Here is a 22,452-nt window from a genome sequence, read left to right on the forward strand (position 1 = left end):
CCATTAATGCTGCCCTACTTTTGTATCAGACATTAAGTTAAAACTCTTAAAGAAAATGGAAATACTTGGATACATCGCTGCTTTACTCATTGGTTTATCACTTGGCCTGATAGGTGGTGGCGGTTCTATACTTACCGTACCGGTTCTGGTATACTTGCTGGGTCTGAGTCCGGTCATTTCAACGGCTTACTCTTTGTTTATAGTTGGCCTTACTAGTTTAGTAGGTTCTTATAAATTCTACCAGAAAGGCTTGGTCAGCATGAAAACGGCTGTCGTATTTGGCTTGCCTTCCATCGTGGCAGTATACCTGACGCGGCGTTACCTGGTGCCTGCTATACCCGAAAATTTATTCACAGTTGGTGATCTGGCAGTAACCAAAGGCGTGCTCCTGATGCTCTTGTTTGCCGGGCTGATGGTGTTTGCTTCCATCTCCATGATCAAAAAGAAAAAGGAAGTACCGGCAGAACCAGCTGATGTGGTAGATGAGAACATTGACACCGAACTGGATGTAGAACACACAGATCCAAAAGAAGTGCACCCGAAACCAAAGTTCAACTATGGCGGCATTCTGGCTGAAGGACTGGTGGTGGGTACACTTACCGGACTGGTTGGTGCAGGCGGTGGCTTCCTGATCATCCCAGCGCTGGTACTTTTCAGTAAACTGGACATGAAGATGGCTGTGGGTACATCCTTGCTTATCATTGCTGTAAAATCGCTGTTTGGATTTATCGGAGACGTGTTTAACTACGAGATTGATTGGTTGTTTCTGGGTATTTTCTCAGCCATTTCCATCGCTGGTATCTTCATTGGCACCTACTTATCTACTAAGATCCACGCTGATAAACTGAAGACTTCTTTTGGCTGGTTTGTGCTGGTAATGGGTATCTACATCATCATCAAAGAAATATTTTTCGCATAAGCCTTTTAGCGTGATATAAGTCACAGACACAGGCCAATCTTATTCCGAAATTTGTGATGTCATTAAGGTAAGAGGGGTGACAGCAAGACTTAAAAGCTAAAAAATTAATAACCATAAAATCAGCTACCATGAAAGTAGAACAGATCTATACCGGTTGCCTGGCACAAGGCGCATACTACATCGAAAGCAACGGCGAAGCAGCTATCATTGACCCATTGCGCGAAGTTAAACCATACCTGGAAAAAGCAGAGAAAGACAATGCCACTATCAAGTATGTGCTGGAGACGCACTTCCACGCCGACTTCGTGTCGGGGCACGTGGATCTAGCTAAGGCATCGGGTGCCACTATAGTTTTCGGACCAAATGCAAAGACTACATATGACGCTTACATTGCGAAAGACGGTGAAGAATTTAAATTGGGTGATGTAACTATAAGAGTACTGCACACACCCGGCCATACGATGGAATCCACCACGTATCTGTTGTTAGATGAGAATGGTAAAGACTATGCGCTGTTCTCTGGCGACACGTTATTTATCGGAGATGTGGGACGTCCGGATCTGGCTGCAAAATCTGACTTAACGCAAGACCAGCTGGCAGGCCACCTGTATGACTCGCTGCGCAACAAGATTGTGACGTTGGCGGATGACATCATAGTATACCCGGCACACGGGGCGGGATCCGCCTGTGGTAAGAACATGAGCAAAGAGACCAGCGATACACTGGGTAACCAGAAAAACACGAACTACGCCCTTCGTGCCGATATGACAAAAGAAGAGTTCATCAAGGAAGTGACAGATGGCTTAACACCGCCTCCAAGCTATTTCCCGCTGAACGTGAAGATGAACAAGGAAGGCTACGATAACTTTGATAGTGTGCTGGAGCAAGGTCTGCAGGCCCTAACACCGGAAGCTTTTGAAGCAGCTGCCAACGAAACGGGCGCCCTGGTACTTGATACACGTAAGCCAGAGACATTTGCAGCCGGCTTTATACCTAACGCTGTCAACATCGGCATCGACGGTAACTTTGCTCCGTGGGTAGGCACGCTGATTCCGGACATCAAGCAGCAGATCCTGCTGGTAACAGACGAAGGCCGTGAAGAAGAAGTAGTGACCCGTTTAGCACGCGTAGGCTACGACTATACCATTGGTTACCTGAAAGGCGGAGTGGATGCATGGAAGCAGGCTGGCAAAGAAGTAGACACTATCAATTCTATCTCTGCAGAAGAGTTTGCCAATGACTTTGAGCAAGACAATACCATTAAAGTGGTAGACGTACGCAAGCCAGGCGAGTTCCAAGCAGAGCATGTTGAGACGGCACAAAGCGCCCCATTGGATTACCTGAACGAGCACTTGGCTGAGCTGCCGAAAGAAGAGATCATGTACCTGCATTGCGCTGGTGGTTACCGCTCTATGATCGCAGCTTCTATACTCAAAGCCAGGGGCTATGAGTATGTGGTAAACGTGGAGGGTGGCTTTAAGGCGATTGCTGAAACCAGTATACCAAAAACAGCTTTTGTTTGCCCGAGCACGCTGAAATAATTTCTTATAGTTAAAGACGCTTGAAGTGCTGGCGTGGTGTGATGCTGCGCCAGCCTTTGAGTTTTAGAGAACTTCTCTTCCCTGCGTGACCTAAGTCACTGACGAAGGCCCCACAAATTCCGACCTTTGTATTGCAATTAAATCACAGTAAAATTTAAAAGACAAGTAAAGCCATGTTCAATATATTTAAATCCGCTCCCAAGAACTATGAAGATCTGGACGGTACCACATTCAGAACCAAATACCAGAACTCTCCCAAGGCGGAGCTGCTGGACGTAAGGACAGCCGGCGAGTTTGCCTCAGGCTCCATCAAAGGCGCCAAAAACCTGGACGTGACATCTGCTCAGTTCCAGCAGGCGCTGAAAACAATGGACAAGGACAAGGAGTACTTCGTGTTCTGCCGCAGTGGCAACCGCAGCGGCTCGGCCTGCGACATGATGAGCAAAGAGGGTTTCAAAGCGCATAACCTGGCAGGAGGCGTTGGTGCCTGGCCAAGATAATTTAATTACAAAACATGAGCAGGCAAACAGGGGAGCCCGCGACTTGGCTCCTCCCCTGCTCGCTACCATTAACTAAACTACTAAGAGATGTTAGAATTATTGAGGCAACCGTGGCCGTGGTACACGTCGGGCGCCCTGATCGCCTTTGTGATGGTGCTGCTGCTCTTCTTCGGGAAGTCGTTTGGCTTTTCGTCTAACCTGCGCACCATCTGCACGGCCTGCGGGGCTGGCAAGAACGTCAAGTTCTTTGACTTTGACTGGCGCTCCCAAACCTGGAACCTGCTGTTCCTGGTAGGCGCCGTACTGGGCGGCTTTATCTCGGCGGAGTTTCTGGCCGGGGACACCCCCCTGCAGATTTCGCAGGCAACTGTTCAGGACCTGCGGGAGCTGGGCTTCTCTGCTCCCGACGACCTGCAACCGGAAGAACTATTCAGCCTGGAGGCGATCTTTTCAATTAAGGGATTCCTGGTGATGCTGCTGGGAGGCTTTGCCATCGGTTTCGGCTCCCGCTACGCCGGAGGCTGTACCTCAGGCCACGCCATCAGCGGACTCTCGAACCTGCAGCTGCCTTCGCTTATCGCGGTGATAGGCTTCTTCATCGGTGGCCTGATCAGCACCTTTATCCTGCTGCCGCTGATATTTTAACAAGGGCAGCAAAGTATGAATTATGAGCGCCAGAGGACTGAAGACACTGCTCGTGCATCATTCATAATGTATAATTTCTAATCCATAATTTGAAAGCGACGTGAAAGGAATAAAATTTATATTGGCCGGCATATTGTTCGGTATCGTGATGAGCAAGTCGGAGGCCATTTCCTGGTTCCGTATCCAGGAGATGTTTCGCTTCCAGGCCTTCCATATGTATGGCATCATCGGCACGGCCGTAGTGCTGGGTGCGATCGCTGTGTTCCTGATCAAGAAGTACAAGCTGCGCGATTTTCAGGGCAACCCGATCGTGTTCACACCCAAAGAAATGTCTGTTCCGCGCTATATAATAGGCGGCACCATTTTCGGATTGGGATGGGCGCTGACAGGTGCATGTCCGGGACCGATGTTCGTGAACATTGGTTTTAGCTACTGGGCCATATTTGTGGCTATAGCCGGTGCGCTGGCTGGCACTTACATGTACGGGGTGCTCCGCGACAAACTGCCCCATTAAGTATAACTTGGCTAGAAGTTGACTATGTTTTGAAGGCCATTTGCTGTTTTAGCGGTGGCTTTCAGGCATGTTAACCCACCACTTAAAAGTATAGCAACATGACGCAACCAACTGATACTAAACTTGGCTTACAGGAAAACGCAGGGCAGTTCTGGCTGTGGGACTGGTTGCCTTCCTTGCTGGATATATTGCCTCTGCTACCGGCGATGTAACCATGGCTTTTGTTCCGGGTATTGCTTTCTCTATCATTGGTTTACTGCTTACCCATTTCCTGGTGCGCGACACGCATGCACACGTGCAAACGGAAACAGCTACAACTACACTCCCGCTGCTGCGCAACACTTGGAAAGATACCACCTGGCGCCACGCTAATCTCGGTTCTGTTACCCTGAACGGCTTTGTAAATAACCTGAACGATGGTATACTGTGGGGCCTGCTGCCGGTACTGCTCAGTACAAAAGGTTACTCTCTAACTGAGATAGGTTTACTGGCGGGCATTTACCCCGTTGTGTGGGGGCTGGGGCAATTGGTAACAGGGAAGCTGGGCGATATGCTCTGTAAAAAGCAGCTGCTGAGTATAGGTATGATGATACAGGGTGTTGCGATTGCAATGCTTTTGTTTGCTGGCTCCTACCCTGTTCTGGTGGCAGCGCTCATTATACTTGGTGCAGGTACTGCGCTTGTCTACCCCAACTTTCTGGCGGTGGTGGCCGAGAACACGCACCCAAGCCAAAGGCCGCAGAGCCTGGGCATCTTCCGGTTCTGGCGCGACTTCGGCTATGTAGCCGGAGCAGTAGCTGCCGGTGTATTCGGCGACCTGTTTGGGTTGCAGGCTGTTATACTTGGTACCGCTATACTTACTGTGGGTGCCGGACTACTCTCAGAATACAGGATGTGCTGTACTAAAAAGCTGCTGTGGCACAGTAAAGAATGTAGCACTACTTTTGTTAAAGCTACCTAATCATATTATCAACTATAGTTTCTGGCTATAAGCTTACTAAAAAGATACTATAGCGCATAAAAACATATGAAATACTACCTGCTGTTATTTGTAAGCCTTATGCTACTGCTTTTCACGATGCCGAAGAGCAGCAGTATGCGTAGCTTTGCCCAGCAGGCAGCCCTAAAAAAAGGCTGCAAATACAGCAAGCATTTAGGCGAACAGTCTTGTGAAAAGAAGTGCCTGAAACACCAGACACACTCTAATCAACAGAACAATACAGCAGGTGTAGCCTGGGATTGCAGCCAACAGGTATATGCCATCGTTAATGAGCTGCCTTCAGAGCATTTTATCTCTTTTGTATCACCATACAAATTTATACTTCCACACATCCGGAAGCATTTTGCTCCTGTATTGGAGTATGACCCTGAGCCGCCCCGGCTTTCTTAAAATACACCAGATTTTAAATGCATCAGCTTGTCTATTCACAGTTACAGTTGGTGCTGCCATACCACAACTTCCCCAATAGGTGATTGCTATAGGTATGCTTATACTTTATCTAACAAGTTATTTTAAGAAAAATCAAAACGTATGGAATCTACTCCAAAACAAAAAATATCATTCCTGGTGCTGCGTAGCCTGGGCAGTCTAATCTTTATTATGGCTGGTGTAAGTCATTTCTTAAAAACTACCGGTGCAGCTGCCCGTCTAGAAAAAGCTCCGTTTGCGCACCTTGCCACCTGGATAGCACCAGCCGAAACACTTATTCTACTATCAGGTGTTGGTCTGCTTGTAGGTGGCTTTATGCTGTTAGCTGGTTTTAAAACCAAACTGGCTTCTGTCGGATTACTGGCTATCCTGATACCGATCACGCTGACCGTACAGGTAGGCAGCGGAGACTATGGCCCTTTATTTAAAAATGTGGCGCTGCTTGGTCTGCTCATTTTCTTTATCATAAATGGCGCTGTATACTATAGTATAGACACGCTCCTGGAACAGAAAAAGAGAATCATTCCTATACCGGCACGAAATAAGGGTTATGTAACTATAGTAGCTATCGGGCTGATGGTATTGCTTGGTTCCTGCGCCACGACAAGCGCTCAGAATACCACACATCAGGTTACAACCGCACCTGCTGTAAACACGAACTATGCCGTACTCATCAGCCAGCCAAACCACCTGAAAGCCGCCGTAAATACTGCTGAGACGATCACCAAAGACAGCAAATATAACCGTGATTCGTTTGTGGTAATGGCCTGCGGGAAGTCGGTTGAAGCCTTCAAAAAAGACGGTGGTATGGCTGCAGAAATTGCGAAAGGCAGGGCTTCCGGCGTTACATACATGCTTTGCGGAATGTCACTGAAGCAGTTCAACATAATTGCTGCCGATTTGGTGGATGGAGTAGAAATCACGCCAAACGGCCTTACTTACATGTTTGACCTTAAGCAAAAAGGCTATACGACTGTGGAACTTTAGTCACATAACACCTTAAAAGATTCAGCTAATTTAGCTTCATTAACAAATCAACAGCATGAATAAGAAGAAATTTTCTATAAAGGATATACCGGGTTGGGCCGTGATGCTTGGCGTTTTTGGAATTTTATACTTAACTGGTTTGCATACAGAGGCCATAGGCCAGGTGCAGCGCTTATTACTGGCTACGGGCATTAAAAACGCAGATGTGCCGGAAACATTACAAAATCCTGATGCTACAGCAGTTGTAGATGCCGCTGTAGTTGCCAATACTGAAATGGCCGGAGCTGGTTTTAAGATGGTAGACCTGCAAGGCAAGCAGGTAGCATTTGAAAGCCTGAAAGGCAAAGTAGTATTCCTGAACATCTGGGCTACCTGGTGTCCGCCGTGTATAGCGGAAATGCCCAACATCCAGAAGCTATACGACAAGGTAGGCTCCGATAAAATTGCCTTTGTGATGCTGTCGGTAGATGAAGATGGTATGAAAAAGGTAAAAAAGTACATCGACAAGAAAGGCTATTCATTCCCGGTGTACTTGCCGGCTAGCCAGTTCCCGCAAGAGTTTTACTCGAATGCTATACCTACCACATTTATCATTTCGCCGGAAGGTAAGATCGTAGCCAAGCAGGAAGGTATGGCCGATTATAACACACCGGAAGTTGTCGAGTTCCTGCAGGGAATGGTGAAAAAGTAATATCTATCCATATGCATAGTTTGCGAGAAGTGAACTATACATATGGCTTACAACCAATTAAATTATTGAAGCTATACTTCAAAACATAAGGATTTAGCTAATCACATACTTAATCAAACAAATTATGAAATTGAAACTGATTATGATGGTGCTGGTGGCTACGCTGGTAGCGCCTATTTCCATGACCCAGGCGCAAACTAAGTCGAAAGCTAAAAAAACGGAAACACCGTCGCAGCGCAAGATTGTTTACGATCTATCTGTAGCTGACACCACCATGCATGCAAGCTTGATGCGCCAGTTAAATAACATCAAACGCGGCTGGCCAGATGCACAGATCGAAGTGGTGGTCCACGGCAAAGCGCTCAACCTATTGATTACAGGAAAATCTACCCAAGCCAATTCCATAAAAGAACTACAAGGCAAAGGAGTAGTTTTTGCTGCTTGTGAGAACACGATGAAAAGAGCTAAAGTAGAAAAGAGTCAGCTTCTGCCAAATATACCAACCGTACCAATGGGCATAGGTGAAATAGTAACCAAACAGGAAGAAGGCTGGAGTTACATTAAGTTTTAGAAACTATAAAAGCATAGCTATTGGCAAAATACTGGCAGATCTTCGTCTCTTCTTTTAAGGATTATGGGAATTACCTTTTGCAGGAAGTTCTGAATCCGAGTTGGGGTAACTATTTCTACTGGCTGATTGGCTTATCGCTTTTCTTTTGGCTTTTAGAAATAGTTAAACCCTGGCGTACCCAACAGGCTATACTCCGAAAGGATTTCAGGCTGGATGGCTTTTACATGTTCTTCAACTTCTTCCTGTTTTCACTTATCGGGTTCAATGCCATTTCCAACATAGGTGTAGAAGCATTCAATGATTTCCTGTCGCTGTTTGGCATTACCAACCTGGTAGCTTTTGAAGTGCAGTCGTGGCCTGTTTGGGGGCAGCTGCTCACTTTGTTTGTAGTCCGTGATTTTATACAATGGAATATACACCGGCTGCTGCACCGCTCCGAATTTCTGTGGCGCTTTCACAAGGTTCATCATTCGGTGCAACAAATGGGCTTTGCAGCTCACTTGCGCTTTCATTGGGGCGAGACGATAGTTTATAGAACTATAGAGTACCTACCCCTGGCCATGATAGGCTTTGGTATTCAGGATTTCTTTCTAGTGCACATTTTTGCGACTTCTATCGGGCACTTTAACCATGCCAACATCCATGTTCCGTTAGGTCCGTTGCGCTACTTGTTTAACAATCCCCAGATGCACATCTGGCACCACGCCAAGCATATGCCGCGTCGCTATGGGGCAAACTATGGCATTAGCTTAAGTGTTTGGGATTACCTGTTTCGTACTGCTTATATGCCTTCAGATGGCAGGGATATTGCACTAGGCTTTGATGATGTAGAGCAATATCCGGAGTCGTTTGTAGATCAGCAGTTACAACCATTCCTGAATAATCGCTCAAGCGTTAAATTAAGTGTATCGGAAGAAGTAAAACACTTGGAGAAAGTATAACAGGTTAAGCTTTCTGGTTAAATAAAAGCCCCGTGGTAAAGTTTTACCACGGGGCTTTTATTTGGGAAGTAGATAATACTTAACGCTTTATAGTCACTTCGCCCATATTAGCTGGCATGTCTACTGCCTTCAATTCCTTTAACTTCTGAATGATGAAGTCGGTTAATGGCTGCTCTGTTCTGTTGATTTTTTGCCCCTTGCCTATCTCATCGAAGTTGTGCAATCCGGTGAGTAAGCCGTTGTGTGTGACAATCTTATAGTTTTGAGTATCATTTATAGGCTGGTTATTTAGTTGGATATTGCTGATTCGTTCTCCGATTGGCTTGGTAAGGTCCATTTCGTAGCGAATACCAGCTATCTGAATAAGACCACCCACCGCTTCCAGTTTGTTAGCCGGCTTTAGGTTTTTGGCCGCTTGCTCCAGTGTCTGCTTTAGTTGCTGCCCTGTCATAGTTAAGGTCACAATCCTGGAGGGGTGTGGCAACAGTTTGTATACATCTTCACTTGTCACGGGACCTGTCTTGATAGAGATACCATAACCCACTCCCGGCATGATGGCTACATCCCCTTTGAATCCTTCAAGCAGCAGATTACCTACCAGCTTATCAAACGGGCTTTCAGATTTATACTGTCTGCCGATCGTTGCCTTGCTTTCCACCACGTGCTCTTGCAGCTTATCTAGGTGTGGTTTCCGCTGCTGGTCTATCATAGCCTGCATGGCTGCATCAGGCTGCAAGGGCTCGTTCCAGAGCCAATGATGATGTGTTATTACATCAACCAGTTGTTGGTCCCTGACTATCAGTTCTGTTTCGCCCAATACCGCCGCGTCTGACATCGCCTGCACCACATAGGTCTGCCCTATCTTCTTTCTTGGCTCGAGTATGTCGTGGCTATGTGCACCTATAATCAAATCTATACCTGCTACTTCGCGGGCCATTTTGTAATCCACAGCCGTCCCTTCATGCGAAAGCACCACCACAATATCGGCTTTCTTTCGGAGCTCAGGCACATAGGTTTGCGCGACTTCCTGCCCCACCTTAAATCTGAGTCCTTTCACGTTCTCCGGGTTGCCGGTTATAGGTGTGTTGCGGTAGCCAAGCGCCAGAATCGCCACCTTTACCCCATTCTTTTCTTTAATGACATAAGGTTCTCCGAAAATAGGTTGCTGTGTGTTGTCATCCGTGATATTGGCTGCCCGCATCGGGAAGGTTGCCATTTGCTGCAGTTCGCGCGTGCGCTGCAAACCATAATCAAAATCATGGTTTCCGAGCGCCATCAAATCATAATTTATTGCATTCATGAAGCGGATCATGGCTTCTCCTTTGGTCAGGTTGCCCAGCTGGTCGTCACTAAAGGTATCGCCCCCATCAACCAGCAACACATTATCTGCACCTTTCTCCTTTCGCACTTTTTTCACAGCGCTGGCTAGGTAAGCAAAGCCACCTATCCTGGCTGCTTTATCGAATGTGACAAGCGTGTCACGACCAGCATCGCCTGTTTGTGCCGTCGCATTACCAGTTGTCGTCAGGAAAGGCATGTAAGAGCCGTGCATGTCATTGGTGTGCAAAATGCTGATCGATTTCTGTTCTTTTCCTGTCATTTCGCTTGCAGCAGTTGCTGCCGGTTTTGAATTTGTACAGGCGCCGGCAAGTATAAGTGGCGCCATCATAAATGGGATGCCGAATCGCATACTTAACTTCATAGTATTATAGTTTGATTGGTGAGTTTTATACAGCCATGAAAGTGCCAAGCAGGTCAGCACGGACAGGTGAGTGATTATCCAGGTATTGCTTCATAGCTTCGATAGCCTTTATACCTGCGTCGGCGCGGTTGGTACCATACGCTGAAGGCACGCCCTGCACCGTCACGAAAGAAGCCTTATAGGTTCGCTGTAAGTCCAGTTCTTCGTCGTTCACAAAAAGCTTTTGGATACGGGTACCCTTGGGTGCTTCTATTTTTATAAAGGCCCTTAATCCCATACACCGTTTTACAAAGCCACCTTGCTGTGCGTAGGGGTCCGGCGAAAACGTTTTCTCCAGATTCTCTTCCAGCATGTCTTGCAGTTCCTGCCCTGTCAGTTCCACCGTTTGTATAGGCGGATTCATGGGAATGATGTTGTAAAGGTCGTTCAGGGTAACAGACCCAGGCACAATAGGCGCTCCGTAACGCCAGCCATTCGAAAAAGCCAGCTCTGCTCCTGTTGCGTGTAGCATACTTTGCAGCAGGAAATTATCCATGGTAGATTCCAGGATGTTGTTCCGGTCCAGCACCGTAGCCGTCTCCCCCACTGTCTTGCTTAGCTCTTTTTGGTAAGGCTGAACAGCTTGCTGAACCAGCTCCTGCATCCTGCCATCAACAGGTAATTGGGCTGAGACTTCTACCAGCTCATGTTTATAGTTGGTAATCCTGCCTTTCTCAATGATCAGATCCAGCCGCCCCAGGAAGGAACCATGGCAGCCAGACTCAATTACAATCGTCTGCCCTCGTTTTATGGCTTTAGAGGTTCGGTAATGGGTGTGGCTACTCAGACAGACATCTATACCTTCCACTTCGGAAAGCAGCTTCATGTTTTGCGGGAAGCCGAGGTGAGAAATCAGAACAATTAAATCAACCTTTTCTTCCTGCCTTAGCTTTTGAATGTAGCCCGGAAGCTCTTTGTTACCCAGTGTAAAGTAAATGCCTTCACTGAAATGGGGTGGCATGGTCTTATCGACGATGTTACAGGCTATCCCAATCACGCCTACTCTTACCCCGTTCACCTCCTGTACCACATAGGGCTTGTATACCAGCTCCTCGGTTTGCTTATCGTAGATGTTGATGGCTAGCATAGGGTAGTTCAGCTGCGCTGTGATCTTCTTAAACTGCTCTGGCCCATAGGCAAATTCCCAATGGGCCGTCATGGCTGCCAGGCCAAGTTCGTTCAGCACAGGTACCATCACTTCCCCTTTCGAAGCTACAGCTGGATAGGTGCCATGAAACGTGTCGCCACAATCCAGTGCCAGCACCGCATCCTGCTTTTCATGGCGGAGTTGCTTTAAGTACCCTGCTATTTTAGCGAAGCCGCCTGCCCCACGGTATTTCGTTATACCACCCTCCCAGAACATCTCCTGGTGTGGCTCCAGGTAGGCATGGGTATCGTTGAGCTGAAGAATGGTGAGGTTCATTTGTTTTTCCATAGTTGAGGAGGTAAGGCTATTCAACTAGGTTTAACTAGCTGTGTCGCCCTTGAGTTTAGTGTTTTAAGATAGACGGGATTAAATAATCCTGCTAACCTGTTAAACTACATAGTAGACAGCCAGCAGAGAACCTGTGGCCACAACCAGCCAAAGTACTACTCCTTGCAGGAATGGCCTGATACTGATGGTTCTGAGCAGCGACATGCTGATGCCTGCACCTGTTAAAAACAAGCTGACAATCAAGCCTTTTCGGGCCAGCAGGGTCAGCCAGCTATACACTTCGCTCAGGCCACTCAGAAATGTGCTGAACAGGGATGCGACCAGGAAGAAGAGTATGAACTTTGGGAAGCTTGCTTTGCCTTCAGACTTAAACAGAAAGCCCGTGATCAGGACCATCGGGAGTATCCAAAGCGCCCGCGTGAGTTTAAGCGTAGTGGCAATTTCGAGTGCCTTTTCACCGAACTCCGTGGCTGCCCCCACGACGGAACTGGTATCATGTATGGCAATAGCGGCCCAAATACCGAATTGCTCCTGCGATAATTGCAGCTGATTGCCAATGAATGGGAAAACAAACAAAGCCAGCGCATTTAGTATGAACACAACGCCCAGCGCTACGGAGATTTCCTTTTCAGATGCTTTGATAGCCGGGGCAACGGCTGCAATCGCGCTTCCTCCACAAATAGCCGTACCCGCCGATATAAGGTGATTGAGCTTTTTCTCCACGCCAAAAAGCTTCGCCAATAGTAAACCTACCACCATGGTGGCAATAAGCGAGATGGCCGTATAGAAGAAGCCTGTTAAGCCGGTTTCCGCCACCTGGTACAGGTTAATGCCGAAACCCAATCCTACTACCGAAGCTTGCAGCGCGTACTTGGTCACCTTGCTCAGCTTTGTAGGATAAGGATTATCGAAAACTAGGCCTAATACGATACCTGAGAACAAAGCGAGCGGTGCACTGATCAGATCGGTTGCTACGATCAGCAACAATATGAGCCAGAAAATGCCTAGCTGAGTGTATCTTTTACTTGTAATCTCCACCGTTTAGTTTGTTTGTATCCCTGCTGATTTGAGTGCGTCAAACCCTACAGTTGCGTTGTAAATGTTATTGAAATTATGGCGCTTCATGACTGCTGTTGCACGACTACTTCTGTTCCCGGATTTACAGTATAGCAGGTAGGTGGCGGCTGTATCCAGTTTTGCTATTTCCTGTTCAAAATCCGGTGAAGTATAGTCTATGTTCACCGCGCCTTCCAGATGGCCACCCTGAAATTCGGAGGGTGTACGTACATCCAGCACCACCACTTCCTGATCAGATTCAACAAGCTGCTTTACTTCAGTTGCATTTAAGTTTACGTTTGTACTACCTGTTTCCTGCTGACAACTGCTAAATCCAAAAAGCAGCACGAAGGCAATTAGTTTTACTACATAGTTCATAGTTATTGTATCAGTTTAAGCTTTTAAACATGCTATAGCTTGCAAGTACAAACATTGCATTCTGAAACTATGTGACAAATGTCACAGTGAAGCTCATGCGCTTTCGCTTGTTTTGTAAAATATCACAGCAGCACTGCGTTATAAAACTTAAAACCTGTACTTGAAGCACTACCTGCACATATGGGCCCTTTTGATGTTAATCCTACATCTTTCGACGCTGACCATCATCAGCTTCGTGCCAGGAGAGCGTGCGGGAGTGTCTATTAAGAAGGTTTGTCTGAGGAAAGAAGCTCAAAAGCAGTTAGCGGCATCGGCTGAGAAAGCCATCTATTTAAAGCAACTGCTAAACAAAGCACCAGATACCAAAAACGGGCAGAAAGATGGGGCTGTTGAAATTCATTGTTCTGTAAAGCTGATTAGCACGGCAGCCGCTAATACCTTTGTGTTTATACCCCTATACCTGGCATACCAGAAATCCGGGTTCAATCAGATAAACTACTACTCCCCCAGTAAATTTTTGGAGCCTGACCCGCCCCGGCATAGCTAGATTTTTCCTATTGGATTACTGCCCCGTTCCTTTCGGGGAGTCAACTCTATGGCAGGTCGTTTCCTTCCTTTATTCAGAAAACATACCTGCTCGAGAGGATCTGCGCATGCCTTGTATCTGCATGACACAACCATCCGCCTCCATAGAGGATGCTATTGCGAGATAAAGCTAAACAGCAGGCTTTCCGCCATACGATACTATTGTCCCACTATATTCAAATGATATGAAGTTGAATCAACTATCCGCACTTTCGCCCCTTGTGCTTTTGCTTATGTGGCTAACGAGCAGTACAAGCTTTGCCCAAAGTCTTCCCCCGCTTACTGCTACAGAAAGGGCTGACTTACAACACCACAGAACCTATGCCTTTTTAGCCAAAGAAGATAAACATATAAAAGGTGCCTGGGAGACCTATCAGCAGCTTAAAAACTCCGGAGTACCGGTGCAGCACTTCGAAGTGATTGCCATCGGAAATGCGGTAAAGAGCATTACCGCAGAACAGGAGTTAGGAAAGTTCATCCAGGAAAAGTCAGATGGGGCCTTCAGCGTGACTGTTTGCCAAATTGCGCTGGACAGACACCAGATAGATAAGAAAAGCCTGCCAACAGCTGCCGCCGTGATTTCTAACGGTTATATCCGGTTATACCAGCTGCAGGCAAAGAAATACCTCGTTATCCACCCTTAACAACATGAAAATGATTAACCTATTTAAAAAGACACTACTTACTGCTCTTCCGCTTGCAGGTCTGTGGATGACCTCCTGCCAGACAACGGAGCAGGGAGAAACAACAGCCAGCAACGATGGCATTGAAACCATCACCATTTTACAGACTGCAGACATCCATGGGCAGCTGATGCCACATCAAGAGATGTTTATCGAGAACAGCGAATTTGTGTTTAAAGAGCGCGGCGGTATGGCCAACATCCAGACCCTCTTCAAACAGGTAAAGGAAGAAAATCCTGAAGGCACTGTGATTGTGGATGGTGGTGACCTGATACAGGGAAGCGCTGTGGCCGCCATGTCGGAAGGTGATGCTATTGCTCCTGTCATCAAAGCGATGGACTATGACTTCCTGATTCCGGGCAACTGGGAAGTAATTTTCGGCAGCCAGAAGATGCGCAGTATACTAGCCTCGTATGGCAAGCCGGTAGTATGCGCTAACATCTACGATGAGTCTACTTCAGCCATGCTTTACCCACCGTACATCATTAAAGATATGAAAGGTGTAAAGCTGGGCTTTATCTCCTACAACGACCCCGAAGTGCCTGTTCGCCAAAACCCAGTCTTCAGTAAAGGCCTTATTTTTAAAGGGCTAGAGGACAACCTGCAACCGCTTATCAAAGAGCTGAAAGAAGAAAAAGGCGTCGACATCCTGTTCCTGGTAACGCACCTAGGCATTTCCAAACAGATTTACCTGGCTGATCAACCTGAAATTGAAGGCGTGGACTTTGTGTTGGGCAACGATACGCATGAGAGAATCAGAAAGCCGCTGAAGCGCAAGTATGCACAGGTAGTAGAGCCGGGCGGATTCGGTTCCTTTGTTGGTCGCCTGGACCTGCAGGTGAAAGATGGTAAAATAGTAAACCAGAACTATGAGCTGATTGATGTAGACCCAAAGAAATATCCGGCAGACCCAATCGTGCAAAAAATAGTTGACGAGCAGATAGCTCCATACAAGCAGCAGATGGAAAGAGTGCTGGGCTATACCACGGAACCACTCTACCGTTACCTGGTGGTGGAGAATGCCTTGGACAACATGATCACCGACGCGGTTCGCTGGAAGACCGGCGCTGACATTGCCATTTCAAACGGTTTCCGTTTTGGTACTCCGATCGTACCGGATGCCTCAGGCAGGGCGCCTATCACCTACAGCGACATCTGGAACATGCTGCCTGTGAACGAGAATGTGAAAACAGGCAAGGCTACTGGCCAGCAGATAAAAGATTGGATGGAACAGGAGCTGCACAACGTGTTTGCCGAGAAGCCGCTGGAGCGATTTGGCGGCTGGGTAATCCGTTTTTCAGGTATGGAGTTAACCTTCAAAGCTAATGCACCTAAAGGAGAGCGTGTGCAGTCTATTACGGTGGGTGGCAAGCCACTCGACCTGAAGAAGGAATACACCATGGCTGCCTGCCGTAGAACCGGTGAGCCAGACCATGTGCTGTGCCGCATGCCGAACGCCAAAAACCCGAAAGTGCTGGATTATACAGTTCACGATGTGATGGAAGAGTACCTGAAGAAGAATGGCACGGTATCTCCTAAAATTGACGGAAGAGCCAAAGTGCTGGACCTGGAGTCACCGGTACTTTCGCAGCTGCCAAACGTAGATTACGAATTCAGATAAGCATTTAGTTGAGTGTGTTTGTTAGAGCAGGGAGTTTATACTTCCTGCTCTTTTTTATGATCAACCTTTAGCGTACTTCTAAATCTATTTATCGTGTGACAAAAGTCACATACATGGTCATATGTATAGTTTAGCTTGTATTGCTATTCATTGTATACTACCATTATGAGAAGAGATCATGACAAAGAGTTTGGAAGACTGCTAATCAAGCTTTCTAATTTAATAGGCTTAAGTGCTCTTACTACATTTCTACTGCTAATTATTGTTGTAATCTTCCATTTAACATCGGCCAATACTTACTTACCGGATTTGAGCCAGGTATTTCAGAATGATGCCTCAGATGAAGTTCCTAAGATTATTGAAGACGATGAGATATGGAAGGCCCCGGATCTGGCATCGCTACCTGCAACACCTGAAGGTGATCAGATAAGATATGGTAACGAACTGGTTAAAAATACAGCTCAATACCTTGGTCCTGAAGGAAGTGTATTGCATATATCAAACGGAATGAATTGCCAGAACTGCCACCTGGATGCAGGTACCAAGCCCTTTGGGAATAACTATTCGTTAGTTGCCTCTACTTATCCTAAGGTTCGGGCGCGGTCAGGGGTGGAAGAGGATGTGACGAGGCGTGTAGCCGATTGCTTTGAACGTAGCTTGAACGGAACCGCACCTGATAAAGACTCTAAAGAAATGCAGGCAATGGTTGCTTACATCCAATGGGTTGGAAAAGATGTAAAAAAGGGAGAAAAAGTAAAGGGCTCCGGTTTGATGGATATAGAGATGCTGGACCGTGCGGCTAGTCCGGAATTAGGCAAGGCCGTATATATACAGAAATGCCAGGTATGCCACGGCGAAGATGGGCAGGGTATTAAATCTGCAGATAGCTCCGAATACACATACCCTCCGCTATGGGGAGAGCACAGCTACAACGACGGCGCCGGTTTGTATCGCATCTCAAACTTTGCAAAGTATGTTAAAGCCAATATGCCTTTAGGAGCTACGTATGACAAGCCTCAGTTAACTGATGAACAAGCATGGGATGTGGCTGCTTACATAAACACGCACCCAAGACCAAAGAAAGACATCAGCAAAGACTGGCCAGATATTTCAAAGAAGCCCTTTGATAACCCCTTTGGACCTTACACAGATAGTTTTCCTGAGCAACAACATAAGTATGGACCTTTTAAGCCTATATTAGCAGCTAAATAATTACTTATGCATACCAAATTAATAATTGATGGACCACTTCTAGCACAGAAGTTGGTACAAAAGGGATAAAGAATGCAGTTGATTGTGAGCACTCTGAAGCAGCTGCTGCTCCTTCCACGTAGTTCAGTAGAGCCTGGGACTAGAGTACTTTCGCCAGGCCCATGCCAATGATGGAAAGACCACTGAGCATATTCAGATAAAAGATAACTGAAGGGTTACTGATGTGACGCCTTAAGGTGCTCCCGAAGTAGGCCAGGGCAAGCTGAACGACAAGGCTTCCTGCAAACAGAGTAACTGAGCTAACAATTACTAAACTAAGTTCTTTGGTAGCGTGCTGTGCTGCAAATCCTGAAAAAGCTACAATTGTTAACGGATTCGCTATGGTTAGTGCATATGTTGAAGCAAACACTCCCTTACAGGTAGAGCTGGGGTAAGAAATGTGGCGGTTTCTATTCCTGGTGGCACCCCAAAGCATCCAGCCCCCGAACAGGATCAGAACTGCAGATGCACCTGTCCGGAGCCAAAACTCGTGCTCCGCCAGCAGCGCATAAATGAGTGAACCCGCCGCAAAAGAGATTACGCCATAAGTGAGATCAGCAAAAGCGGCAGCGGTTCCGGTGACTACACCAGTAAGCAACCCGCAGTTGATGCTCCTGTTAATGATGAGCATGGCTATCGGCCCAACAGAGATGGCCAGCGTGATGCCAAAGACAAAAGACTGTGTAGTTTCGCTCATTTGATCCTTCGTTTGATTGCTTATCAAGAAGACGCAGATCTGGATTGAAAGACGCAGAACTACAAGTTTAAATTAGCAGGCACTCCTCTGGGCTATCATAATTGGCTTCAACATATGAAACTGCCTTATGTTAGCATTAAAAATAGCTCATCCTAAATACTTCATCAAACCAAAGCGTCCTATGCCTCTGGCGTCAGATTCAAAACTGCCCCCAGCCGCTGCGAGCCCGTGGTAAAGCAAATGAAGGCGCAGAGCTCGAGTATTTCTTTCTCCGAGAAAGCCTCCCGCAGTACCTCAAAATGCCCTTCGTTGATGCTCAGGTGGTCAAGCAGGAACAACTCGGCAAAGGCGGTAGCCAGCGACTCCCGCATGTCTAGGTCCTCCTGCCCTGGTTTTCCCTTGGCCATGCAATACGCGCATGTGTTACCGTGGGCCAGTACCCTGCGTACCTGCTCGAGCAGCTCTGCGCCAAGCGCTGTTCGCTGGTATAAAGACTCCTCCAAGGCTGTCCAGCCCTGGAGCAAGGACGGGTTGTGGCCCAACAGGCGCTGGAACGGCGTGCCGCCTGTTTCGGATGCTAAGATTCTTGCCTTCATGTTCTTAGTTTATTGTTTGAACAAAATTACGGCGCTGGCTGCTTGAACTTTCCTTGGAATATTTTGATCTTTGTAGCTTTGGCCTTGTAAAGAAAGGAAATTACGGCACTACTGTTAAGATTGCAATGGATAAGCTAAACTGGTCTATTTTAAAGCTGCTTCAGCAGAACGCCAGGCTGAGTTATGTTGAGATCGGGCGTGATGTGGGACTCTCTGCCCCCGCCGTGGCCGAGCGCATCAGCCGCATGGAAGAGCGGGGACTGATCGAGCGTTACAGGGCAGAGCTAAACCTGACAGAGATTGGATTACCGCTCACCGCCTTTGTCACGCTGAAAGTATACTCCGGGAAGCTGAATGCCTTTCTTGCCCTTGTGCCCGATCTGCCTCAGGTGCTGGAGTGCCACCGCGTAACAGGCAACGAATGCCTGGTGATGAAATGCGCCATGAAGAACCCCCTACACCTTGAGCGGCTCATCAACAAGCTTTTGGAATATGGAGAGCCCACCACCTCCGTCATCCTCTCCTCTCCTGTAAAGAACAAGGTGTTCTATGACAATGAACAACTATAGGGGTTAACCCTTCTTACCGACGGCAGGTATATTCACTCCTCCCAGGCCTTATCCTTTTCAGTTTATAAGCATAAATTCCAGCATATCTGGTAACTAAAGAAACCTCAGAACTACTCACCGAGAGTTGTGGTTTCACCACCCACAGTACCATTGTAGTTCAACCAAATATACCTGGCCTCCACCGAAGGATAAATATTTGGTCCATCCTGCGTCTTTTGGATCTGCTCTTCGTCATCAGGTTGTAAAAAGAATAGTAACAGCCAAAACAAATAAACAATGGAACCGATGTACATCTATGCCACTCCCCGCCAGATAGCTCAGTGGCAGCAAGACCAGAAGAATAAACACAACACACAGCACACGTTGAACCAGCAGGACCTGCACACAAGCTGCGTCTGCCATAAAGAGACGAAGCAATCGCTGCGTAAGAGCAATCATACAACAGTTTACCTGTTACTTGTTTCATTACTCACTGCTCTTACTTCCTTTGCTCAAAGCAGCCAGGAGAAGAGCATAGTCTTCAGAGCCATCTCTCCAGCCTCCGATCACTATAAAACCTTAAGCGCGGCAGACGCCACGGCTAGGGGCGGTGAAATGGAAGCCATCACCTTCCCGGAGAAGGACTTCAGCAGAGGAGCTTACCTGAAGATGCGCACGGTATACGTGGACGTGCCTGCGGCCTTCTTCAAGTTAAAAACCTTCCCGGCCAACAGCTCCGACCAAACAAGGGGCGAGCTGGATTACCTGCTGGAGCTGCAGGAGAGGCGGGCAGCCGGTGATGAGGCCCTGACGGACACTCTGGCCATCGTGTACCATGACCCGCTTTCTACGAACCCCTTGGATCCTGACTACACCCGCAACATGAACAGCCTCTTTTTCGTCGGCCGGGATCTGGGCCCGTGGTTCAATCCCGAGCAGCTCCCCTTCACAAGCCAGGTACTGCAGAACGTGATTCAGGACGCCACCTTCTACTTCTTCTCCTTGAAAGCACAGTTTAATCGGGCCAGGCCCTATCAGCTGGAGCCGCGCCTGAAGAACCTGGAAGCCCCCGGGCACGCCTCCTACCCCAGCGGCCACTCCTCTGCCTCCCACGTGCACGCTTACCTGTTGAGCAGCCTGCTGCCCGAGTACAAAGAGCAGTTCATGCGCAACGCCTACGACCTGGCCTTCTCCCGCGAGGTGCGGGGCGTGCACTACCCAAGCGACTCAGAGGCCGGAAGGGTGCTCGCTGAGCAGTTCGTGGCACAGCTGTTGAAAAGCAAGAAGTTCAGAGCTGACTACGCCGCCATGAAGGCCGAGATAGAGAGAGTGAGAAACAGGCAGTCCCTCACCCTGCAAAAGTAGACCACTGTGCTACCCGTCAAGAAACAGCAGGTAAACGCCATAAAGGAAGTTACCTGCTCTAGCCTATGAAGATTCAGTTGACAAGGATGCTTACCGGGCATTCCGGGGAAGTTCTGAGAGTCTACGCCGAGGGCCTTGCCACCGGGCAGGCCACTTTCAACACGGAGGTACCTTCCTGGCAGGAGTGGGACAAGGGGCACCTGCCCCACAGCCGTCTGGTGGCAACCTTAGACGGCTGTGTGCTGGGTTGGGCAGCCCTCTCCCCTGTTTCGGCAAGGCACTGCTACCGTGGCGTAGCAGAGGTAAGCATCTATATTGGCTCGGGCAGCCGAGGCAAGGGCGTAGGCAGCCTGCTGCTGGAGGCGCTGATTGAGGAGAGCGAAGCCAACGGTATCTGGACGCTGCATTCCTCCACCTTCCCGGAAAACACGGCCAGCATAAACCTGCAGAAGAAACACGGTTTCCGGGTGATCGGCCACCGGGAGCGGATAGCCGAGCTGAACGGTGAGTGGCGCGATACAGTGTTGCTGGAGAGAAGGAGTCGGAAGGTAGGCGTAACTCCTAGCCGAAACGGGAAAGAAGGGACTTAAATTTAGGGTGGCTTCCCCACTGAGACAGTACAGCAGGTGCACACGCTGCTAAGGGAATGGCGCATTCACCTCTTGGAGATGCCAATCAAGCTTTTCAGTTCCAGTTCTTCTTATCTATCCGGAAGATGTTTACAGGATTTCCTTTGTAAGAGTCGAGTTTCTTTTCTAATGCCATTCCGTTTTTCAGCGCTACCCTCTCGGAGACAATATTGTCTACATGAATAATTGAGATCAGCGAATCCGCCAGGTCATTTTCAAAAGCGTAGTTTTTACATTTTGCGGCACCCTCAGATGCGAACCCTCTGCCCCAGAACTCAGGCAGGATGGAGTAGCCGACCTCCAGCCTCTCAACATCCTCCACAGTTTGGACCAAAAGCCCGCACTGTCCAACAACAAGGCCGGTGCTCTTTTCGATCAGGACGTTCATGCCTCCCAAATCGTTCTCATACCTATGGGAGCCTCTCTCAAACCACAGCTTGCATAGCTCATACTCAGAAAGAGTTGGATCGAGCCCTAAGAAAATGGCCACGTTCTTTGCCCTAAACAACTTCATCCATGAGTCAAAGTCATCTTGTTGCAGGAGCCGGAACTTTAGCCTTTCAGTCTCTTGTCCTTTGAGCAGGTATTTCATTCTGTAAGATTAGGTGGAAGGGATAAACTACAGGTAACGTATGTTCTCCCTTAGATAATAGCAAATATAGGAGTAATTAGAAAGACGCAAACCTGACTATAACCCTTCTTCGTTATTTCTGGTGACAGTTACTATGCTAAATAGGCGACTGTTAACTGTTGTTGTAAAGGATATTGACATGTCTCCCCTACCTGAAAATACTTCCCCACAGCCACCAAATCCCTGTGGAAATGGTTCGATAGTTCCATCCTTCGGTCTACCACAGTAAAAAAGCCGCTCCACGTTAAATGGAGCGGCTTTTTTGGTTCGATAATTCTTCCCCTTTGATTTTGGTATTAACTCCTACTTTAGAAGATGGAGTGAATAGTATACCACGGTACAACTTCCAGTTTCAGTTTTCTAAAATGACTGATTCACTGCGCCTTTAGCTGATGCTCATACCTCACATAATCGCTAAACTGACTTTTCTTACATACCCGGCGTGGTAAAAGTCGCTGTTGGCAGCCAGAAGCCTTTAACCCGCCTCTTGGGACAAGG

Annotated in this window: 25 protein-coding genes; 18 read left to right on the top strand and 7 right to left on the bottom strand. The window is 47.7% G+C overall.

The genetic code is table 11. The features are described from left to right. Nucleotides 1–55: 55 nt before the first annotated feature. The 11 genes from ACFSRY_RS19825 (at nucleotide 56) to ACFSRY_RS19875 (ending at nucleotide 8,738) form a co-directional block, all read left to right on the top strand. Complete coding sequence (locus tag ACFSRY_RS19825; RefSeq protein WP_377512333.1) at nucleotides 56–919, top strand: sulfite exporter TauE/SafE family protein; 864 nt, start codon at nucleotides 56–58, stop codon at nucleotides 917–919. A 128-nt stretch (nucleotides 920–1,047) separates the two neighbouring features. Continuing rightward, a complete protein-coding gene (locus tag ACFSRY_RS19830; protein WP_377512336.1) occupies nucleotides 1,048–2,460 on the top strand; it encodes an MBL fold metallo-hydrolase in 1,413 nt (470 codons plus the stop codon). Between the two features lie 173 nt (nucleotides 2,461–2,633). Continuing rightward, complete coding sequence (locus ACFSRY_RS19835) at nucleotides 2,634–2,960, top strand: rhodanese-like domain-containing protein (protein ID WP_377512339.1); 327 nt, start codon at nucleotides 2,634–2,636, stop codon at nucleotides 2,958–2,960. Between the two features lie 87 nt (nucleotides 2,961–3,047). Then, the gene (locus ACFSRY_RS19840; RefSeq protein WP_377512342.1) at nucleotides 3,048–3,605 is read left to right on the top strand and encodes a YeeE/YedE family protein; all 558 of its coding nucleotides are present in this window, start codon (nucleotides 3,048–3,050) and stop codon (nucleotides 3,603–3,605) included. 100 nt (nucleotides 3,606–3,705) lie between these two features. Then, the gene (locus tag ACFSRY_RS19845; protein ID WP_377503791.1) at nucleotides 3,706–4,119 is read left to right on the top strand and encodes a YeeE/YedE family protein; all 414 of its coding nucleotides are present in this window, start codon (nucleotides 3,706–3,708) and stop codon (nucleotides 4,117–4,119) included. Nucleotides 4,120–4,333: 214 nt separating this feature from the next. Then, the gene (locus tag ACFSRY_RS19850) at nucleotides 4,334–5,080 is read left to right on the top strand and encodes an MFS transporter (protein WP_377512345.1); all 747 of its coding nucleotides are present in this window, start codon (nucleotides 4,334–4,336) and stop codon (nucleotides 5,078–5,080) included. A 66-nt stretch (nucleotides 5,081–5,146) separates the two neighbouring features. After that, the gene (locus ACFSRY_RS19855; RefSeq protein WP_377512348.1) at nucleotides 5,147–5,509 is read left to right on the top strand and encodes a hypothetical protein; all 363 of its coding nucleotides are present in this window, start codon (nucleotides 5,147–5,149) and stop codon (nucleotides 5,507–5,509) included. Between the two features lie 141 nt (nucleotides 5,510–5,650). Beyond that, the gene (locus ACFSRY_RS19860; protein WP_377512351.1) at nucleotides 5,651–6,535 is read left to right on the top strand and encodes a DoxX family membrane protein; all 885 of its coding nucleotides are present in this window, start codon (nucleotides 5,651–5,653) and stop codon (nucleotides 6,533–6,535) included. A gap of 55 nt (nucleotides 6,536–6,590) precedes the next feature. After that, complete coding sequence (locus ACFSRY_RS19865; RefSeq protein WP_377512354.1) at nucleotides 6,591–7,226, top strand: TlpA family protein disulfide reductase; 636 nt, start codon at nucleotides 6,591–6,593, stop codon at nucleotides 7,224–7,226. A gap of 124 nt (nucleotides 7,227–7,350) precedes the next feature. Further along, nucleotides 7,351–7,797: a DsrE family protein gene (locus ACFSRY_RS19870; protein ID WP_377512357.1), complete on the top strand. Its 447-nt coding sequence runs from the start codon at nucleotides 7,351–7,353 to the stop codon at nucleotides 7,795–7,797. 20 nt (nucleotides 7,798–7,817) lie between these two features. Then, the gene (locus tag ACFSRY_RS19875) at nucleotides 7,818–8,738 is read left to right on the top strand and encodes a sterol desaturase family protein (RefSeq protein WP_377512361.1); all 921 of its coding nucleotides are present in this window, start codon (nucleotides 7,818–7,820) and stop codon (nucleotides 8,736–8,738) included. 79 nt (nucleotides 8,739–8,817) lie between these two features. Here the strand turns inward: ACFSRY_RS19875 and ACFSRY_RS19880 are convergent, their stop codons facing one another. The 4 genes from ACFSRY_RS19880 to ACFSRY_RS19895 form a co-directional block, all read right to left on the bottom strand. Next, the gene (locus ACFSRY_RS19880; protein WP_377512364.1) at nucleotides 8,818–10,440 is read right to left on the bottom strand and encodes a bifunctional metallophosphatase/5'-nucleotidase; all 1,623 of its coding nucleotides are present in this window, start codon (nucleotides 10,438–10,440) and stop codon (nucleotides 8,818–8,820) included. Nucleotides 10,441–10,465: 25 nt separating this feature from the next. Continuing rightward, nucleotides 10,466–11,914, bottom strand: coding sequence for a bifunctional metallophosphatase/5'-nucleotidase (locus tag ACFSRY_RS19885; RefSeq protein ID WP_377512367.1), 1,449 nt, complete (start codon nucleotides 11,912–11,914; stop codon nucleotides 10,466–10,468). A 99-nt stretch (nucleotides 11,915–12,013) separates the two neighbouring features. Further along, entirely contained in the window at nucleotides 12,014–12,952 is a 939-nt protein-coding gene (locus ACFSRY_RS19890) for a YeiH family protein (protein WP_377512370.1), read from the bottom strand. A 3-nt stretch (nucleotides 12,953–12,955) separates the two neighbouring features. Then, a complete protein-coding gene (locus ACFSRY_RS19895; RefSeq protein WP_377512373.1) occupies nucleotides 12,956–13,348 on the bottom strand; it encodes a rhodanese-like domain-containing protein in 393 nt (130 codons plus the stop codon). A 193-nt stretch (nucleotides 13,349–13,541) separates the two neighbouring features. On the opposite strand from ACFSRY_RS19895, the gene ACFSRY_RS19900 reads away from it, so the two are divergent. The 4 genes from ACFSRY_RS19900 (at nucleotide 13,542) to ACFSRY_RS19915 (ending at nucleotide 17,449) form a co-directional block, all read left to right on the top strand. After that, nucleotides 13,542–13,895, top strand: coding sequence for a hypothetical protein (locus tag ACFSRY_RS19900; RefSeq protein WP_377512376.1), 354 nt, complete (start codon nucleotides 13,542–13,544; stop codon nucleotides 13,893–13,895). Between the two features lie 223 nt (nucleotides 13,896–14,118). Further along, nucleotides 14,119–14,577, top strand: a complete 459-nt coding sequence (locus ACFSRY_RS19905; RefSeq protein ID WP_377512379.1) for a hypothetical protein — start codon at nucleotides 14,119–14,121, stop codon at nucleotides 14,575–14,577. Between the two features lie 4 nt (nucleotides 14,578–14,581). Beyond that, nucleotides 14,582–16,237: a bifunctional metallophosphatase/5'-nucleotidase gene (locus ACFSRY_RS19910; protein WP_377512382.1), complete on the top strand. Its 1,656-nt coding sequence runs from the start codon at nucleotides 14,582–14,584 to the stop codon at nucleotides 16,235–16,237. A 165-nt stretch (nucleotides 16,238–16,402) separates the two neighbouring features. Beyond that, nucleotides 16,403–17,449, top strand: coding sequence for a c-type cytochrome (locus ACFSRY_RS19915; protein ID WP_377512385.1), 1,047 nt, complete (start codon nucleotides 16,403–16,405; stop codon nucleotides 17,447–17,449). Nucleotides 17,450–17,588: 139 nt separating this feature from the next. On the opposite strand, the gene ACFSRY_RS19920 is transcribed toward ACFSRY_RS19915, so the two are convergent. Both ACFSRY_RS19920 and ACFSRY_RS19925 read right to left on the bottom strand, forming a co-directional pair. Continuing rightward, complete coding sequence (locus tag ACFSRY_RS19920) at nucleotides 17,589–18,185, bottom strand: LysE family translocator (protein WP_377512388.1); 597 nt, start codon at nucleotides 18,183–18,185, stop codon at nucleotides 17,589–17,591. Nucleotides 18,186–18,364: 179 nt separating this feature from the next. After that, nucleotides 18,365–18,781 carry a carboxymuconolactone decarboxylase family protein gene (locus ACFSRY_RS19925; RefSeq protein WP_377512391.1) on the bottom strand — a complete coding sequence of 139 codons (417 nt, stop codon included), beginning with the start codon at nucleotides 18,779–18,781 and terminating at the stop codon, nucleotides 18,365–18,367. Between the two features lie 53 nt (nucleotides 18,782–18,834). On the opposite strand from ACFSRY_RS19925, the gene ACFSRY_RS19930 reads away from it, so the two are divergent. From ACFSRY_RS19930 to ACFSRY_RS19940, 3 genes are all read left to right on the top strand, one after another. Beyond that, a complete protein-coding gene (locus ACFSRY_RS19930) occupies nucleotides 18,835–19,350 on the top strand; it encodes an Lrp/AsnC family transcriptional regulator (protein ID WP_377512394.1) in 516 nt (171 codons plus the stop codon). Nucleotides 19,351–19,626: 276 nt separating this feature from the next. Continuing rightward, entirely contained in the window at nucleotides 19,627–20,694 is a 1,068-nt protein-coding gene (locus ACFSRY_RS19935) for a phosphatase PAP2 family protein (protein ID WP_377512397.1), read from the top strand. 65 nt (nucleotides 20,695–20,759) lie between these two features. Continuing rightward, the gene (locus tag ACFSRY_RS19940) at nucleotides 20,760–21,284 is read left to right on the top strand and encodes a GNAT family N-acetyltransferase (protein ID WP_377512400.1); all 525 of its coding nucleotides are present in this window, start codon (nucleotides 20,760–20,762) and stop codon (nucleotides 21,282–21,284) included. A gap of 94 nt (nucleotides 21,285–21,378) precedes the next feature. Here ACFSRY_RS19940 and ACFSRY_RS19945 read toward each other — a convergent pair whose 3' ends face one another. Further along, on the bottom strand, nucleotides 21,379–21,915 hold the full coding sequence (locus tag ACFSRY_RS19945; RefSeq protein ID WP_377512403.1) for a GNAT family N-acetyltransferase: 537 nt from the start codon (nucleotides 21,913–21,915) through the stop codon (nucleotides 21,379–21,381). Nucleotides 21,916–22,452 lie beyond the last annotated feature (537 nt).

This window comes from Pontibacter locisalis (genome assembly GCF_042684605.1).
GTDB classification, from domain to species: domain Bacteria; phylum Bacteroidota; class Bacteroidia; order Cytophagales; family Hymenobacteraceae; genus Pontibacter; species Pontibacter locisalis.